Below are 19039 nucleotides of genomic sequence, written 5' to 3' on the forward strand. Positions count from 1 at the left end.
TTATATGAACGTTAACGATCAAGACCTGAATATGATGCATACAGGTTATGGTTGTTCTGAAACGTATGGTTAATTGGATACCCCTCTAGCCACCGTAGTCCGTTGTGAAATAGCAGCAGCGTTAACTGCCTTGGCTGCAGCCGATGGCACCGGCAATTTCACAGCCGAAGTTGTAACCACGGTTCCGCGAGCCGGAACACTAACGACGTACGTGATGACTTTGCTGGCAATCCATACGGCCAGAATCGTATATAAAGTTTCTTTTACCGGAAGAAAGAAAAGCGACAATCCCAATACAAAAGCATCGCTGACAAAGAAAACTGTTCCCAGCTTCCATCCCTTCCAGCGGCTAACCAGTACGGCGAGAATATCATCTCCACCTGTCGCTCCACCGAATCGAAGCACGATCCCAGCGCCTACCCCTGTCAATATACCGGATAGAACTGCTGGAATCCACAGATTTCCGTTAAACGACAATACCAGTGTGGAGTATCGTTCAAAGCCGTCATAGAATAGGGAAAATGCACCGACGCCAAGCAATGCCTGAATCATGAATTTCCAGCCTTTGAGGAACCAAGCCAGGATCATGACCGGAATGTCCAGTAACAACATACCGATAGCAGGTGATAAGCCTGTTGCGTATTTTCCGAGCAGGGCCAGACCAACAAATCCGCCCTCCGATAAATGATTCTGAAAGTTAATGTGATAATAAGCAAAAGCTAAAATAAATGTACCGAGTAGCATAATGGCGAATTTGATCGCCTCTGTTTTAACGTGTTGTAAAGTTAACGATGTTCTCTTCATTCAGGTTCCCTCGCAGTTTGTAGGTTGGTTTTTTAGACCGACCGTACCCTGCAAAAGGTAAGCCTGGAAGAAATCATCGTGTACGTCCTTCGAATATTCATTCCAATCCCCTCTTTCGCAGAGTCAGCCGTTTTTTTGAACCGGTTGGTGTACTCTACAAGGGGCGCTATGTGTATGAGAGATCGTAACGTTTCCAGATCGTCCTTGGGGAGATTGTCCTTCGGGAACTCATGGTATCCTGATCCTTTCTGTTCTGTTGTGGTTAGCTGTGCTCAGTTAAACTGAAAAATAACTACAATGCATAAGCTTGAACATTTAATTGTACACTTACACTTGGATTAAAGTACCCTCTTTCGATCTCTGTTATCCCCGGATTTTTGAAATTCCATTCTTCCCTCTGGGGAAAATCCGGTGATAGCCTATGCCTCCGAAGCTGCTTTCTTTCAGAAAGCTTTCAGGTGAACGCTTCGCTTCTACAGATGGGTTATGCACTCTTCGTTCCTGTGTAAATTGTAAATCCAAGTTACAGCAGTTGCAAGTTCATTCAGTTTAAACACCAAAGCTAACTTGCTTGTTCTTCTATTATATAACACCAACGTGACCGGGTCTAAACAGCAGACCCCTCAAAAACAGGCATAAAGCAGCCTTTGGACTGCTCCAGCAGTCATACGGCAACACCAGGATAAGCAATGCTTGCTAATGGTGCAACCTGCTCCTTTATTCTATGACCAAAGCTTCCAAAAATAACTGTCAGTCACCCAACTGTGACAAATTGGGGCCCTTTTTTTATTTTCTTGCACTTTTTAAAGGAATCATTTTCCTTTCATACATACACTATAGCAAACGTGATCGGCTTATTCTTTGTCCAGTTCAGACGTTTCCAGACTTACTCTGCTGTTTATGGTATAATATAACAATTGAATCCCACTACCGTTTAAGCGAGGCGGATTGATGAAAACGTTAAAGCCAAGAGTCTTTATTGGCTGCTCGCTGGAAGCGAAGCCGATTGCAGCCGCAGTACACGAAAACTTACGTTTTTCAGCCGAAGTTACCCCTTGGTATTCCGGGGTTTTTAATCCAAGCAGCTATACCATGGACGATCTGGAAGTAGAGGTCCGCACGACCGACTTTGCCATTTTTATTTTTCATCCGGATGATATATCCAAAATTCGCGGGAAGTACTACGCCTCGGTCCGGGATAATACAATGCTGGAAATGGGTCTGTTTATGGGTCGTCTGGGACGAAAACGTATTTTTTTCATTCTTCCTGAGGATATTACAGACATCAAGGATACAAGCAAGGTCGAAGGATTGCGTATGCCCACAGATCTGCTGGGGTTAAATCCACTGGTATATGAAATCCGTTCTGACGGAAAGTGGGCACCAGCCGTGTCCGTGGCATGTTCCAAAATCGCAGATAGTATTGAGGAACAAGGACGCTGGAGTGATCCAGAATTGGAGAACATCATTGAGAAGCATAAACGCACTGAGGGAGAAGCGAGGTTACAACTGCTTAAGTTGCTGCGGTTCTTTAGGGAATTGCTGCGTACCCGCAAAGCAGATGCCAAGATGCTGGAGCGAATGAGCGATGCCTTGCGTACTGCCTTTGTCTCTCATCCTCCATTCGCTGTACGTGGCACAGCCATATACCGTACAGATGACAGTGGTTATATTGAGCAATTATGTGGTAATGTTGGAGAACCGGGGAGAAAGTATGACTTGTCCGCTAATGACGACAAACAACCGGATGATCCCAAGCGCATCCTGGTGATTGATTCTTACCGGGAGAATAAAATCAAGATTAACCTGTATGATGATTACCTTGAGAAAGAGTATCTGCTATGCTATCCTGTAGCCAAGAGGTATGTAATCACCGTTCACATTATTGGACATATTGAAGCGGATGAGGCGGTATTTCAGCAGATTGACCTACAGAATCGTCAACTGTTCAACGCCATCAACGATTTGTTAGGAGGCGAACCGGAATGAAACCGGAAACGAAAAAAATAAGCAAGCGCTGGGGCAGCGAAAAAAAGGTACGCCTCAGTTCTGCGCCCGAATCATCACGACCGGTTCCGGAACCCAAGGAAGAAGATCGTTTCCACAAGCCGGCCGTACCGCTAACTACCATTGGGCCCTCCCTGAAGGGCAAGGAAAGACCTTATAAGGTCATCCTTGAAAAAGAGGCGTTCTACGAAAAACCTCAATATCTTGCTTAATTTCTGAACACATCATCAAACCTGTCGCTGAATCGGCAGTATTTCATAGGCCCCGCCGCCCAAGGCAGGGGCTTTTTTGTTGCTCATTTTCGCTAAACTAAAACTGCTTCTACTCGTTGACATGGTGCCATCGTGTTAAGGCAAGACATCCTTGAATCATTATTATTGCAATTCATTACAGTAATTCATTGCTTGTAATTACTCCTGTAGCAGACTGCATTGCATAAGGCTTAATTGGTTTATGGCCTTAGGTTTCCTGCAAAACCCATAAATTATACCTTATTTTGGAGCAGGCTTGTCCTGTTTGTTGCTTTCAGCAAACTAAAGAAAACGAGTAATGATCGTAATAGTTCACGTCTTTCCTACTACTTTCTATTTTCAATTATAATATAAGAACATATGTTCTGTAAATAAAAAAAGAAAAATATATTTTGACCTATACGAATTTCAATAAAAGTTGAGTAGACTTTAATTTCATACACAAAAAAACAGGCAACGCATAACCTCGCGCTGCCTGTTTCATTAGTCATTATTTCGTACTATAAGTTGGAGATGTCTAAATCAGACCAGACTGTTGAAGCAATCTGCGTATAATCACAGCTGTTTCGGCACGGGTAATCAATTGATTCGGAGCAATGGTATCTTTTCCACGTCCGGACACCAGTCCAGTGGAGATGCTCGATGCTACTGCTTCCTTCGCCCAACTTGCTACTTGCTCAGCATCTGCGTAATCAGACCATTGCTGAACGTTCCCGGCAGACGCAGCTGGTTCCATTCCAGTCACTGTCATAGCCCGTGCTATGAGCGCCATCGCTTCCTGACGAGTAATCTGTGCCTGTGGACGGAATGTTCCATCTTCATATCCATCGATCAGGCCATAGCTGGACGCTGTGTTCACAGCACCCGCGTACCACTGGCTTCCACTTACGTCGTTAAAGGAGTTAAGCAGTTCTCCAGGTTTTAATCCTAATCCACGTACCAGGATAGCAGCGAACTCTGCACGTGTAACACCGCGGTTCGGTTCAAATGTGGTGTCCGTGATTCCCTCGATAACCATACGTGAACCCATATCATTCACTTCTGTCTTGGCCCAGTGTTGGGCTACATCAGTAAAGGTATGCGGGTGCCAAATAACGGCATACACACTGTTGGTCAAGCTGTTAATCTGCGCATGGTATACCCCATTAACCTGTGTAATTTTTGTGGGTACATGGCGCACAGTTCCTTCTGCATCCACTACAACACCTGTGGTGATCTGATTTGGATCAACGTTCGCTGCTAATGCAATCGTACGCGATACATAACTATTGAACTTATCCACGCTCACGGATTTGCCATCGAAGGTGGCTGTTACTTTGAAATCAACTGGTGATCCCAGAAGAGTATATCCATTTTGCTGAGCTGCTGATTGTGCTGTCTGTATGACTGCTTCTGTCGGCTGTGTAATTTCAATTTGCAGTTTGATGTTCTCCAAGGAATTGTCAGAATTCATACCCAGTTGTTGCACGAGCTTCTCAATATTAACCTGCTGTGCAGGTAACGTGTACGAAGCAATATCCGTTTGAAGCACCAATACGGCTTGTTTGTCAGCCATCAGTTTGACTGTCTGCCCCGTCAGTTCACCAATAACCAGATCTCCTTGGCCATTACCTGTCACAGGGATCGTCACAATGGCGTTGTTCCCCTCGGTTTGAAGTTTCTGTGCAATGAGAGCTGCGTCCACTGAAAGGGTTACAACCTTTCGTCCGTTCACTTCAGTAGTCGCTAAACTTCCAGCGTTCTCGGCTTTACCGTTCACAAGTACCTGAGCACCTGTGGATGGCGGAGTTACGATGGGATTAGTCACTGGTGCACCTGCACTACTTCCACCAGAACCGGAACCTCCGGAGTTTCCATTGCCAGCCGACCCGCCTGAACTATCAGTATTGCGCTTGATGTTCAGCGTATATGTTTTCTTGCTTACTCCATCCAATGCAGTCACTTCGATCGTAATTGTGTTCATACCACTGACTAATTGCAAGACTGTACTGTTACCGCTGATACCATTAATTTTCACTGTGGTTCCCGTTTGATCGGGTTTAACGCTAATTTCAGTCGTGCTAACGGAACTACTGACCGTCGCTTCATAAATTTCTACATCTGGATTGAATGTTGGAGTTAACGTGATCGACGGTAGAGTTATTTCACTCAGCTTGGCATTGGTGATGTCAATTCGATTGATGTTAAGTTTATAGTCGTTACTCGTACCGTCCTCCGCCTGAACATTAATCTTTACAAGGTTTGAGCCGTATACTAGATCCGTAACTGTGTATGTGTATATACCATCCGTCACGGTTTCATCTGTAACACCTGTTACCTGTACTACTTGTCCGTCATTTGCTTTGCCCAAGGACACGTTTAGACTTGTCACATCAGATTCCACATCTACGCGATAATCGAGTTCATCTGCAGAGAAATCAGGTGTCAACTGACCCGAACTCACTACCAGACTGGAAAGTGTTGCTGTCGATGATTTCCACTTCGCATACAGTGTAATATTTTGCGTCAGATTCGTATTGAAGTCAAAGGCTTGAAGCAGTTGGCTATCCTGATACCAGCCCGAGAACGTATATCCTGCTTTTTCCGGAATATCCGGATTTACTGCTGGGCTGTTATAGTCCACCTTTTGAGCAGCAACCTCCGATCCACCATTGGATTCAAAACCAATATTCACATAAAGCGGTTGCCACTGTGCATATAACGTAACGTCACTATCATTCATGGAGAATGTGTCTGCTGCGCTGTAGCTGGTTCCACTGCCGTCTGCGGATGTATTCCATCCGATGAACTGATAATCTTCCTTTTCAAGCACTCCTGTGTTATCTAGCACTGTCACCGCTGTATCTTTTTCATATTTCTGATTATCCACCGGAACACTACCCGTGATCGTACCATTGGCATTGTAAGTCACCGAATGTTCCGTAGAGAGTGTCATGACAGTCATTTTATTCCCTTGACTGCCATCCGCATAAGCAACATAAGGCATTCCATTCGGTCCAAAGGCAAGGGAAGATTCGTTAATCGAACCTGCGGAATACGGCTTTCCGCCAACAACATTCCATTGATTCCCGTCCAGCTTCATCATCACACCTTGTGGCTCCATGCTAAAATTAACAAGATTTTTAAAAGCCGTGTAAGGCACACCTTGTGGGTCAAAAGCTAAAGACATACTGTTGAGTGTTCCAGATGAGAATCCCGCAGTCCCTACCACTTCCCACTGGCTACCATTCAGTTTCATTACAGTTGCTTTATAACTCTTAGAACCGTCTTGAAATGCAACATAAGGTACATTGTTCGGACCAAACGCTAGGGACGGATAAGATGCTGAGTCTGCTGTAAATGCTGCATTTCCTACATTTTTCCATGAGCCACCTGCAAACTGCATGACAGTCAATTTATTATTTGTTGAATCTTTAAAAGCAAAATAAGGAATTCCGTTAGCGTCAAAAATAAGTTTGGACATCTCTAGTGCAACACCTGTCGTAAAGCCGGCCGTTCCAACGGTCTCCCACTGATTTCCATTCAATTTTTTCACCGTCACTTTAGTACTTGCAGCATGATCCCGGTAACCAACGTAAGGGGTATCATCAGGACTAAAAGCAAGTGTAACGTAAACTGCAGCTCCTGCAGAAAAACCAACACTACCCACAATCTCCCATTGTTCTCCGCTAAATTTCATAACTGTTGCTTTACTTCCATTATCACCATCCTGATAAGCTGCGTATGGAGTATTATGAGAATCAAATGCGAGCGATGAGGTGTTATGTATCTCGCCAGTAGAGAAACCTGCAGGACCTAAGGATTGCCATGCTCCAGAAACATATTTTAGAACCGTTGCTTTCCCGCCTTTGGTTCCATCCTTAAATACGGTATACGGCGTACCCTCCCGATCAAAAACCAACGTAATATTCTCCGCCTGCCCTAATGTTAAGCCAGCCTCTCCTACATTTGTCCACGTTCCACTTGCTGCATGGGCTTGTTCTACGCCCAACGTCTGAAATCCTGGAAATCCTCCAAATAATAAAGCAACCACAATTAACATCGTTATCAGTTTTTTAGGCTGCAGTAAGCGCTTGTTCATCACTATCATCCTTCCGTTCGTTCCTATTTAAATGCGATACTCTGCTTCATCCAGCTCGATTCCCGTCGCAACCTACATATCTATTTGAGAGCTAATCTACTACTTTGGTCGTATTTTCATCCAACGTACACTTGTTGAATATGTATTTTTTAAAATATTAGTACTCCTTTCAATGTGGTTTGAAATTTTAAAGATATTATAACGAGCTACTATAAACAAACTCTAAACATGGTGAGTAACTTCTCCTTCATGTTTTGCATTTCGATAATGTGAAATTGCGTATATTCCTTATCCCATAAGGGCTTTCAAATGATTCAAACTACCTTTAAGAGAGAATGTAAATATTTTCAGGTTGAAACCTGCATGGTTCAAGAATATGCTGACTATAATATAAACAGGAACATTTGTTCCGGAATAGAACGATATATTTATGTTTAAGGAAGTGAACATATGGCCTCCTCTTCCACTTCAGCCCCAACTCCTGCGGATGAAGATCATCGTCTGATCAAGGGGATGGTTGTGCGTACGCTTTTGCTGGATGTACTGGAACGGGATATTCGAACTCTGGATACCCTGCTTCTAAAAATGCCTGAGGTCTATATTCTGTCGCTCACCCGCATTCAGAACGAAGTACTTAAGGAGATGCTGGGACTACGCAAACAGATGAAAACCCGTGGAGTAAAAGTTCTGGAGGAAACGCGGGGAAAGGATGGCATCGAAACCGTTTATTTGTGCAGGGGATACATGCAACGGTTCTATATGCTCTGGACATTTGCACGCAATGAGGTCAAAAAAGAGCTGAGTCTCCATCTGCAGATGGATTTGACACAACAGGTTTGACAATTGAACGGGTTGACCACAGAAGGTTACGTTCATTAAGATGGAGAAGAGATATCCAACCATCCAATAAGGCATGAAATAATTCAAACTGGATATACTCTCAACGTCTTATCAATCAAGGAGCTGTACTTCATGGATTTGAATACACATTCGATTAAACAAACACCCGCACATACAGGCATTGCCGCAGATGTAACAGAACTGATCGGCCAGACACCTGCCGTTAAACTGAACAGACTCACAGGCAGCAACTCTGCTGATGTATACGTGAAACTGGAATACTTCAACCCAAGTGGCAGCGTCAAAGACCGTGCCGCCTACAACCTGATCGTTCAGGCTGAACTTGCGGGACACTTGCTCCCTGGTGCTACCATTATTGAACCGACGAGCGGCAATACCGGGATTGGTCTTGCGATGAATGCCGCCGCCAAAGGATATAAAGCCATTCTGATTATGCCGGACAATATGTCCAAGGAGCGCATCAACATTCTGAAAGCCTACGGCGCAGATGTGGTGCTCACCCCTGCTGCGGAGCGGATGCCTGGTGCGATTCGCAAAGCAAAAGAAATTCAGGCAGATATTCCTGGAAGTTTCATTCCGCAGCAATTCGAGAATCAGGCGAACCCGGACATTCACCGGATCACAACGGCTCCCGAGATTATGCAGCAGATGGAAGGCAAGCTGGACGCCTTCATCGCTACGGCGGGAACTGGCGGAACCATTACCGGTACCGGGGAGGAACTGCGCAAGCAGTTGCCCGATATCCGCATCTATGCGGTGGAGCCCAAAGGTTCTCCGGTGTTGTCCGGTGGCGAGCCCGGACCACACAAGCTCGTCGGTACAAGTCCGGGGTTCATTCCGGACATCCTGAATACCGACGTGTGGGATGCCATCATCCAGGTGTCCGATGAGGACGCACTGGATACGATGCGGCAGCTTGCTGCCCGGGAAGGGCTGTTGCTCGGCCCTTCCTCTGGCGCTTCGGTGTGGGCATCCCTTCGCATCGCGAAGGAACTGGGGCCGGGGCACCGAGTGCTCTGCATTGCGCCGGATATCGGGGAACGGTATCTGAGCATGGGTATTTTTTAACACAGCAAACATCTATACACATCAAAAAGGGGCCTCCATGTCACATAAGTCATGAGCATGACAGAGGTCCTCCCTTATTAACGCTCCTTGGTCATTGGTTCTAATGAACCTGACACACGCTATTCGCTCCTACTTGCGCAGGTCTGACGTGTAACGAATCACATCGACGTTATTTCTCCAAATTCGGTCGATTCCAGGTTGAAAGCCATTTTCGGACGGGATAACGTTACTGAGATTCGTTAGAATTCACATCTCTTAATTATCACTCTAATAAGGTGCGGTAGATTCGTTAGAATGTTGGAGCGATTGGTAGCGAGGAGCGAGGGAAAATCCCTCGAAAAAAAGGGAAGCGAAGTACATTAGAGAAACTATCAAAACAAAAAAAGCCCTTGCTCACTTACGGATGGTGTATCCGCAGAGAACAAGAACTTATTTTGGCAAAAAACTTTATCATCAAAAATAAAGCAAGAATATTTAACGTAAGCTGGTTAGTATGTCAGGGTTGTCCATTCCACACCTTCAGGAAGCAGGGCCGCAATGCGGTCTTTAGCTTCCTTTTTGGTATACAGCGATTCATCGAGAATGACCGCGGAACCAGAATCTGTGCTTGTCCGAATCAGACGTCCGAGACCTTGCTTCACACGCAAGAGCATATACGGAAGATCAATCTCTTCGTATGGTGCTGCCGACGCACTGCGTTTTGCATTGAAGACAGGGTCCTGTGGTGGATACGGAAGCGACCAGATCATGACATTGGATAATGACGGGCCTGGAACGTCCAGTCCTTCCCACAGATTAACGGAGCACAGCACACTCTCCTCATCCTGTTGGAACGCCGCAATCAGATCACTGATCTCCCGGTCGCCTTCGTACATAAAGCGCAAACCTTCTGCTTCAGGTACATGAACGATGTCCTGCTTGAATGCGCGTAGTTCTTCCATCGTACGGAACAGAATCAGCGCACGTCCTCCACTCTCCTGAAGCATGGACACCGCGTCCCGCATACGATTTTCGTTCTCCGGGTGACCCGGTATAGCTTCATCGGTAATCTTCATCTTCATTTTGTCCGCATAATCATACGGGGAAGCCACCGAGAATGATACAAAATCATCAATGCCCAGGCTGTCCGCCACATAACGGAATGAACTGTCCACAGATAACGTTGCGGAGGAGAACACGATTGGAATACCTGTGTTGAACACACGCTCATTCAGCATTTCCTTCACGGTACGCGGCATGATCGATAAGGTCGTCTCATCCTCGCTCTCTTCCGCCCAACAGATGTAACCATCTTCCTTGCGGAACAAGGCAAGCGCAGACTGAATCATATCAAGATGTTCTTCCACGACACGCATCTGGTAACCATCCAGCGAGAACAATCCGCTCTCAAATACCAATTCTTCGCCGATTGCATCCAGCACACTCGTCAGACGTTCAATCTCACGTAGCAGTGGCGGCTCTACCCGAACTTCTTTCCGTTCCGAACCAGGGATCGCGACCGTATACGTATCCAGCAACGCAAACAGTCGCTCACTGCTCTCAATCGCTTCATCCACACACTCCGCGAGGGATTCACGAATCTCTCCTTCTAACAGGCGAGTGACGAGTTCCTCAAAGATGCGGTGTTTCAGCTTGTAGCTCAGTGCGTTCAGGGCTGCTTCTTCCAGCAAATGTCCTTCATCAAATACAACTGAGCTGTGATCAGGCAGCAGGGGCAGTTGGCCCTCACGTTTGCGCGCATCATAGGTCCACACATGCTCCATGTAGTAATCATGGGAACAGATGATGATGTCTTTGGATCGACGGTAATGGTCACGTGACAGCGTCAGGCCGCAGCGTTGTCTTTTAGGACAAACAAAACAATCCTGGAACGGATCCCAGTTGATTTTGTTCCACTGACGATCATTCAGATGTGGATACTGCTTGCGGTCACCATACGGATGGAAGGCCTGAAGTGTACCCGGCGTGTTCACAAAATCCGGCAGACTCTCATGCACTTCTTCAATAACAGGCGCATCCTCATCCGCAAATCGCACCGCACTTAATTTGTTCAGACAGACGTATTGGTCCGGTGACTTACCCAGACGTGCGTCTACTTCCAAGTCCAGATGTGCAGCCAGCTTGGCAATATCTCCGCCGGGCTTCACAAGCTGTTCAATCAAGGACTCATCGGCACAGGCGATCACTGCCGGTTTGCCCGTATAACGTGCGTAACAGACCGCGTAGAGCAGATAGACTAACGTCTTGCCTGTTCCGACACCGGCCTCCGCCATAATGGTCTTTTTATCTCCATAGGCCCGTTCGAGCTGGTACGCCATAAAAATCTGTTCATCCCGCACCTCGAAGCCGAACTCTGGCAAAATATCGTAAAAAACATCGGCAACCCATTCCCCAAGACGGGATACAAAAGGTTCAGCCGGATCATATGCAAAAGGATAACGTTGTGTAGACAATCCTAGGTCAGCCTCCATTCTTAGACGCGGTCCTCTTTCATTTTCCGTTCAAAAAAGGCCGCAGGGCAAAAGTTAATTATCTCACGCGATGAAGCGGGTGACAAGCTTTTTTTACGAGATTATTTGCGAGGTTTAATGTATAGAACCAATTTTCAGGGAAAATATATACAGGAATCCACTTTAAGGAAAGGCGGTGCTCCACTCCATGAATCATCAGTCTTCACAACCAGAGCATTCCTCAGACAAATCAGCTGAGACATTAACGGATCGACAAGGGCATCCCATTACGGACAATCAGAATGTACGAACCGTTGGCAGTCGGGGACCGACTACGCTGGAGAACTATCATTTTCTCGAAAAAATTACTCACTTCGACCGCGAACGTATTCCGGAACGTGTGGTCCATGCCCGCGGTGCTGGCGCTCATGGCATATTTGAAGCGTATGGAACAGCCGGGAGTGAACCAGTATCGAAGTACACACGTGCACGTCTGTTTCAGGAAAAAGGCAAACAAACGCCCGTTTTCGTTCGCTTCTCTACCGTTATTCACGGTGGGCACTCACCGGAGACCCTTCGGGACCCGCGCGGGTTTGCTGTAAAATTCTATACTGAAGATGGCAACTGGGATCTAGTGGGTAACAATCTGAAAATCTTTTTCATTCGCGACCCGCTTAAATTCCCGGATATGGTACATGCCTTCAAGCCAGACCCGTTGACCAATGCACAGGATATGGAGCGGTTTTTCGACTTTGTATCGCTAAGTCCTGAAGCTACCCATATGGTGACATTCCTCTTCTCTCCATGGGGCATTCCAGCGAATTATCGGCAGATGCAAGGGTCGGGTGTTAATACATACAAGTGGGTCAATCAGGAAGGCACGGGCGTGCTCATCAAATATCACTGGGAACCGCTCAATCAAGGGATACGCAACCTGCTGCAAAAAGACGCGACCGAGATTCAGGGACTGAACTTCAATCATGCGACGTTGGATCTCTATCACGCTATTGAACAAGGTGACTATCCCGAATGGGAACTGTGCGTTCAGGTGATGGAAGATGGCGAACATCCAGAGCTGGACTTTGACCCACTCGACCCAACCAAGTTGTGGCCGCAGGACCAGTTTCCTTTTCTACCTGTGGGCAAAATGACGTTGAACCGTAATCCCGAGGATTATTTCAATGAAGTGGAGCAAGCGGCGTTCGGGACAGGTGTCCTGGTGGACGGGCTGGATTTCTCAGATGACAAACTGCTGCAAGGGCGCACCTTCTCCTATTCAGATACCCAGCGTCACCGGGTGGGTGCAAACTACCTGCAATTGCCTGTGAATGCACCGAAGAACCGGGTAGCGACGAATCAGAGCGGTGGGCAGATGCAGTATCAAGTGGATCGTGCACCGGGTCAGAATCCGCATGTGAACTACGAACCTTCGTCGCTTGGTGGCTTAAAGGAAGCAACCCCTCGTGGCAAGGAACATGAACCATTGGTGGAAGGTCGACTTGTCCGCGAGAAGATTGAACGTACGAATGACTTTGGTCAGGCAGGAGATACGTACCGGGCATTCGAGGATTGGGAGCGGGATGAACTGATCAGCAATATGGTTGGCGCATTGGCGCAATGCAAACCGGATATCCGGGAGCGCATGATCTCTTACTTCACCCAAGCGGATGCGGATTACGGTCGGCGCGTCTCTGAAGGGTTAGCCTCTGTTCCAACCGATGATAGTGCAACGGTCCAACCGAAACATGAACCAAGTGTCGAGCAAGCAGAGAAACGCAGTCGTGAGACGGACGGTTATTAAGGTAGATTGACAGCGTTTAGACTGATGATTGATGAGTCTGACAACGTTAGTATATGTGAGTATTTTGGATATGCAGATTACGTTCTGGATTAAGCATAGCCCTGATCGTCAAGTTGCCGGTTGCAACTGCCATCAGGGCTTTTTCATGACTAGCTTGAGTGTAATCTCCACTTCAGGATGCATGCAGCTATGTATTTTAAATTAAAAGAAGTTCATATGAGTGGATCGAAGGTAAGACTTGTGCTCGTGGGATGGAAAAGTGTACTTCTATACGTTCATTTCAGATGATTCTTCGTTAAATGAGAGCTATCACCCAATGGAAAGATTACATAATTCACGTGATATTAAAGGCATTGGAAGCTTGCAGGCCTGACCTGCCTGCATGTACCTCCATCTGATCAGATGATTATTGATGATAACGCTTACAACATTTACCATAAAGCTGTGTCCTAGAGATTGCATCTAGCCAGCCGGCATGACCTATCTCATGGGTAACGGTCTGGTACACGGCTACCACATGATCTTCATTCTATTCCCAATTAACCAAGGAGGTTTGCGTAATGAAATTATTCCCATCTACATCCACTCATGCATCTGTACGATCCGAACGTTCTCTGAAATCGAAAATGGCCCAGATCTGTCTGAGTGCCGCGTTCCCTCTATTATTGATTGGTGGTGGATCGGCTGGTGCTGAAGAGCTGATCGAGAGCAGCTTGCAAAATCCCTCTGAATCGGTGGCGACTTCGAATCTCGCACTTGCTGCGGGTGATCTGTATGTGTCTCCTAACGGTTCGGCCAGCAATCCGGGTACGATCAACAGCCCTACGTCACTGGCTAACGCATTAACCCAGATCGCCCCAGGCAAGACCATCTATCTGCGCGGCGGTACTTACAGTTTCTCCGAAACCATTACCATTGAGCGTGGCAATAGCGGCACAACGAGCCAGCGCAAAAACCTGGTGGCGTATGGATCGGAAAAACCGGTATTTGATTTCTCAGCCCAGGCCTTCGCTTCCACCAATCGTGGACTGCAAATGTTCGGAGACTACTGGTTCGTCAAAGGGCTTGAGGTGAAGGGTGCTGGCGACAACGGCATCTTCATCGGAGGTAGTTACAACCGTCTGGAGCAGATTGAAGCTCATCACAACCGGGATACGGGTATTCAAATGGGACGTTATGCTTCCACAGCCGCCAAGAGTGAATGGCCTGCATATAATGAAGTGATTCGTTCCTACTCCCACAACAACTATGATCCGGATGACGGCGAGGATGCAGACGGTTTTGCGGCCAAACTGACCGTAGGTCCAGGCAACGTCTTCGACGGTTGTATTGCGGCCTATAACGTGGACGATGGCTGGGATCTGTATAGCAAAACAGATACAGGCGCCATCGGCCCGGTCACGATCCGCAACAGCATCGCCTATGCGAACGGGGCAACATCAGATGGCACCTCTACCTCCAACAGTGATGGCAACGGCTTCAAGCTCGGCGGCGAGAAGATTGCGGTGAATCACATTGTGGAGAACAGCATTGCGTTTAATAACAAAAAGCACGGCTTCACCTACAACAGCAATCCCGGTTCGATTCAGATGAAAAATAACACCTCCTGGAACAACGGGCAAAGCAACTTTGCCTTCGATAAAGGCACCCATATCTTCACCAACAACCTGTCCTTCCAAGGTGGCGCCAGTGACAAAACGAGCGGAACCGACGTCAGCAGCACCAACGTCTGGTGGAAGAACAAAAAAAGCGAGAACGCCAAAGGCCTGCTCGCCAGCGCAGCCGACTTTGTCTCCCTCGTGCCTTCGGTAACACGTAGCGCGGACGGAACACCTGTCTTGGGCAATTTTCTGAATCTTGCGGGTGGCAGTGATTTGGTAGGGTCCGGTACGCCAGCGGGTAAGAATATTGGGGCGCGGTAGGTGGTAAGTAATAAGATAAAAGAATAATTTAAAAGCAAAGTCCCCTCTCCCCATTCCAGCCTGATCGGTGGTAATGGAGGAGGGGATTTTTGAATTGCTTTGTATTGTCTGCCGCTGGCTTATGAGGTAGATAGATAAATACTCACGGCTTGGCTAAAACCTCAATCATCAGTCTGCCGCCTGTGCGAAAACCTTGCTCAAACGCTGCTTCCACATACATAGATGTGGATTGTCCGATTAAGTCTATCAGTTGTTCCAGAGCATCGTACTCGTTCCCCGTAAGCTGTGTTTTGTAGTCCTGCATCAGGTCCGATATCTGGCGATTGATCTCCTGATACTCAGCTTGCTCAGGATGAATCGACTCGTCCAACCTCAGGTTCCCGTGAAACAAATCTTCGATCAGGTTTGACATGTTATCCCCACCTAGTCTTTTTACCAACTATTCTCACTATACTTTAGCGGATTTTCCGCTAAAAATCAATAGCGGATAACACGCTAAAGTATAGTATTGGTGAGGTGATGAACATGTATGCTCGTATACGCAATCTGCGTGAAGATAAAGACTTATCCCAAACACAAATGGCCGCCTATCTCGGTTGTAGTCAACGTGTCTATAGCAACTATGAACGTGGTGAGTTGGATATTCCAACGGCTATATTGATAAAGCTGGCTGATTATCATCAGACCAGTACAGATTATCTTTTGAATCGGACGGATGTAAGAAGGCCATATCCTTCAAGTTAAAAGAAATTGGTTTTTTCAAAAATAAACTGAGGCTAAGCAATACAAATGCAATGCTAAAGCCTCAGTTAAAGCGAATATTATGATAATACAGAACTGATTCAAATAACTCATCAATGACGGGTGCGTGCGGGTTATCAATAATTATTCCCAATAAATAATCCCCTTACATAAATTCGCAATATCACCCTCCAAATATGGAAATATTTAAATTTTATATTATAGAAACCATTATAAGATTTGCGAATCGAACAGTTTGAAATTTTTGCTCTATTAATTGTCTAAAAATTTGTTTCAATAAATTCACTTAAAGTATAAACTTCAAACTCTGTTATAAATCCTTCAATTATGCTCGGATAAAAAGTTAGTAAAACCGGACGAAGTTTAGAATCATCAATACTTAGTGATATCTGGGAACCGAAACTTTTTTTGACGTCTTTAATGTTATCTTTCACCCAATCAATTTTTTTTTCGAATTGACTCTTGTAACCTAGTTTTTTCTTCCTATCCCTCATAAATTTATCATAATCATCACGAAAATATTTTGGTTCTAATGCTGGCGAAATTATTTTGCACTCTATTAATAGTAATTCATTTTTTTTCGAATCAAATCCGATAAAGTCAATTTCACCCACTTCTTCTGGAATGTCTATTTTATAATCATCACTACCAATCCTATCCTCTATATTTTTACGTCCAATAACTGCATTCTCCTTTAGCTTTTCCTCAACTAAATTTTCAAACCAAATTCCCAAATTTTCATTTACTTTTTCAATGCTTTTGTTGAACATTTCTGGATTCCACTCAGAAGGTATTTTTTTGTATGATAGCCCTCTTAAGAATAGTTGTTTGCATTCCTTCGCCATACCTTTGCTACATGTTACATATTCCTCATTATCAATTTTAATTTCAATGAAAAATCTTCGCAGTAATCTTTTTTCTTGCTTTGGATTAATAATATTACGACCTTCTGCCTCTAATTTTTCTGAATTAATAGATAAACCCTCATAAAAAATAAAGGCATCTTCATTGCTAATACCAGCATATAACGCTAATTTCTCCAATATAATTTCTTTTTTTATGTATCGAGTTTCATTATATTCTTCGTTAATCAATCTATCCAGAGCATTCCATAAATCAGTTAATTCAGCTTTGAATTTTTCATAGAAGTCCTCTTTCATCAAATCATTCAAAACTGATAAATCTGAATCTATGATTGCTTTTCCATTTAATAATTTTAAAAAGCCAGGTGATTTAAGTCCACTTTCAATGACACTATTATTAATTTTTAAATCATAATATATTTCTGAATTCTGTTTTAGTTCTAAAGTGGTTTGTTCAGGGAATATGGCATAAGTTGACTCGCTTTGCATTGATAATCGAATTAACTCTTCAGTACAAATTGTCAATTTATCAATTTGTTGCTTTTTCACTCTTCCAGCAACTTGACTACTATAGTTCATAATAGCGTGTTCTATCATGAATTTAATTGCTCTTCTAATTATTGGACCATGATATTTCCAAGCTTCCATTGTATCTGTATTCAAAAAGTTTTTAGTGTCTTGCCGAATTATTATCGTCCTGTCATATTGATTTAAAAAATCTAGTATGAGTTGCCCCGATGAAATTCCTTTTAGTTCTGATTGAATAATGTCCATATAGAGATTAAAGCAATAACGGATAATTTGGTTTACATCCTTCGAATCCGTATATAATCCTGCCTTAAAATTATCAAACACTTTTGACTCAATATATTTACGCATCTTTTTCTCCTGATTTTTACTTGGACGATGTAACCCATGAATACTGAATAGCCTGTTTAATAGCATGATTGCCTCCAACTAAGTTTCTATTTTTTTTATTTTATGCCCTAACACACTAATTAAAATATATCTCTTGAAAAAGAGCCTACGACTCTCTTTTTCTTTTAATTCTGTCGTATAACATAATGTTTATCCAACTCATAAGTAAACTTTTCTTTGCTCATCATTGTATTGTCATTGGGTATGATCCCGCTCAACGGGAATGAGCTACGTAAAGATGTTCTTAGTATTGATTCACCAAATAATAGCGGAGGTTTAGAAAGATAGGAACATGTATCAAATATAGAAAAATCCTCCTGTCTCACTTAACATTATTTTTCATTAATTCCAATAATATTTTTCACTGAAATATGATCCAGTTATTTCTTAAGTTCATCAATATATTCATCTAATCTTTCATTCCAAACTCGTTCATCAATACTTGGAATGTTGAATTTTTTATAAATTATATCTCTGAACTCTATTAATCGACTTTTATTATTCATATTAAAACCTACAGTCCTTATATCTATAGCAATTCCCGAAAACTTAGGATTCGAAAATGAAAATTCTGGAACACCTATAAATGTATAGTCATTCTTTATTATCCAAGATGCTCCCATTTCATTTAAACATGCAGGGCTATCAAAATAGTTGTCTGATAATAAATACACCATGTGGGCATTATTACTGATTTCATTTTTCAGAAAATCAAAGATGTTTCGCCCTAAAGGGATGCCGTGTATGTCATCACTAGTAAATATTACATCTTTATTACTTACCCCAAGACTTTCAATAAGTCTAACAAACGCCTTACCATATTTTTTATCCTTTGATGAATGGCTTATGAATATCTTTGGATTATCAATTACGCAGTTGTTATCTTTCATAATATATTTAATATTATTCAATAATAATGTTAGTGGTGACTTATGAACTATTATTCCAATCAAATCATGACCAATGTATGAAAACGAACTAATAGTATAATTTAGCCCATCAGGAAGCTTACTAACTAACTCTTTCAATCGATTTTCTAAGAATAGATCGTTTGAGAGTCCCATAACTTCAAGTTCTGTATCGTAATCAACTCCCCAAATTATGTAACCTCCATTTGTATTTGCATATGCGAGCATTTCTTTTACTGTTGTTTCAATTGTTTGAATAATCGGATAATATTTTGTTTTGCTTGTTTCTTTTATTCTTATTTTTTCACAAAAAATATCATTTAAATAATACATTATAACCTAG

General features: G+C 44.0%; 13 protein-coding genes. 7 read left to right on the plus strand and 6 right to left on the minus strand.

The features are described from left to right. Nucleotides 1-69: 69 nt before the first annotated feature. A complete protein-coding gene (locus tag AC4E8D_RS20635) occupies nt 70-804 on the minus strand; it encodes a YitT family protein (RefSeq protein ID WP_221822193.1) in 735 nt (244 codons plus the stop codon). Nucleotides 805-1755: 951 nt separating this feature from the next. Between AC4E8D_RS20635 and AC4E8D_RS20640 the strand changes: the two genes are divergently transcribed. Next, complete coding sequence (locus AC4E8D_RS20640; protein ID WP_221822195.1) at nt 1756-2793, plus strand: nucleotide-binding protein; 1038 nt, start codon at nt 1756-1758, stop codon at nt 2791-2793. After that, nucleotides 2790-3023: a hypothetical protein gene (locus AC4E8D_RS20645; protein WP_017687536.1), complete on the plus strand. Its 234-nt coding sequence runs from the start codon at nt 2790-2792 to the stop codon at nt 3021-3023. The genes AC4E8D_RS20640 and AC4E8D_RS20645 overlap by 4 nt, the downstream gene beginning before the upstream one ends. 556 nt (nt 3024-3579) lie before the next feature. On the opposite strand, the gene AC4E8D_RS20650 is transcribed toward AC4E8D_RS20645, so the two are convergent. Further along, nucleotides 3580-7143, minus strand: coding sequence for an S-layer homology domain-containing protein (locus tag AC4E8D_RS20650; RefSeq protein WP_221822197.1), 3564 nt, complete (start codon nt 7141-7143; stop codon nt 3580-3582). A gap of 450 nt (nt 7144-7593) precedes the next feature. On the opposite strand from AC4E8D_RS20650, the gene AC4E8D_RS20655 reads away from it, so the two are divergent. Both AC4E8D_RS20655 and cysK read left to right on the plus strand, forming a co-directional pair. Beyond that, complete coding sequence (locus AC4E8D_RS20655; protein WP_221822199.1) at nt 7594-7983, plus strand: YhjD family protein; 390 nt, start codon at nt 7594-7596, stop codon at nt 7981-7983. Nucleotides 7984-8115: 132 nt separating this feature from the next. Further along, nucleotides 8116-9072 (plus strand): cysteine synthase A, encoded by a 957-nt coding sequence (cysK, locus tag AC4E8D_RS20660; RefSeq protein ID WP_490205165.1) that lies wholly within the window; start codon nt 8116-8118, stop codon nt 9070-9072. A 488-nt stretch (nt 9073-9560) separates the two neighbouring features. Here cysK and AC4E8D_RS20665 read toward each other — a convergent pair whose 3' ends face one another. After that, nucleotides 9561-11525: an ATP-dependent DNA helicase gene (locus tag AC4E8D_RS20665; protein ID WP_490205166.1), complete on the minus strand. Its 1965-nt coding sequence runs from the start codon at nt 11523-11525 to the stop codon at nt 9561-9563. 205 nt (nt 11526-11730) lie between these two features. On the opposite strand from AC4E8D_RS20665, the gene AC4E8D_RS20670 reads away from it, so the two are divergent. Beyond that, on the plus strand, nt 11731-13323 hold the full coding sequence (locus tag AC4E8D_RS20670) for a catalase (protein ID WP_490205167.1): 1593 nt from the start codon (nt 11731-11733) through the stop codon (nt 13321-13323). Between the two features lie 560 nt (nt 13324-13883). Then, nucleotides 13884-15245, plus strand: coding sequence for a right-handed parallel beta-helix repeat-containing protein (locus AC4E8D_RS20675; RefSeq protein WP_449005385.1), 1362 nt, complete (start codon nt 13884-13886; stop codon nt 15243-15245). Between the two features lie 142 nt (nt 15246-15387). Here the strand turns inward: AC4E8D_RS20675 and AC4E8D_RS20680 are convergent, their stop codons facing one another. Beyond that, the gene (locus tag AC4E8D_RS20680; RefSeq protein ID WP_406881081.1) at nt 15388-15657 is read right to left on the minus strand and encodes a DUF6809 family protein; all 270 of its coding nucleotides are present in this window, start codon (nt 15655-15657) and stop codon (nt 15388-15390) included. Nucleotides 15658-15764: 107 nt separating this feature from the next. Here AC4E8D_RS20680 and AC4E8D_RS20685 point away from each other — a divergent pair, with 107 nt between their 5' ends. Continuing rightward, nucleotides 15765-15989: a helix-turn-helix domain-containing protein gene (locus AC4E8D_RS20685; protein WP_490205168.1), complete on the plus strand. Its 225-nt coding sequence runs from the start codon at nt 15765-15767 to the stop codon at nt 15987-15989. A 278-nt stretch (nt 15990-16267) separates the two neighbouring features. Here AC4E8D_RS20685 and AC4E8D_RS20690 read toward each other — a convergent pair whose 3' ends face one another. Next, entirely contained in the window at nt 16268-17749 is a 1482-nt protein-coding gene (locus tag AC4E8D_RS20690) for a hypothetical protein (protein ID WP_490205169.1), read from the minus strand. A gap of 419 nt (nt 17750-18168) precedes the next feature. Further along, nucleotides 18169-19029, minus strand: coding sequence for a TIR domain-containing protein (locus AC4E8D_RS20695; protein ID WP_490205170.1), 861 nt, complete (start codon nt 19027-19029; stop codon nt 18169-18171). Nucleotides 19030-19039 lie beyond the last annotated feature (10 nt).

The sequence above is a fragment of the Paenibacillus sp. SRL342 genome, from assembly GCF_984798905.1.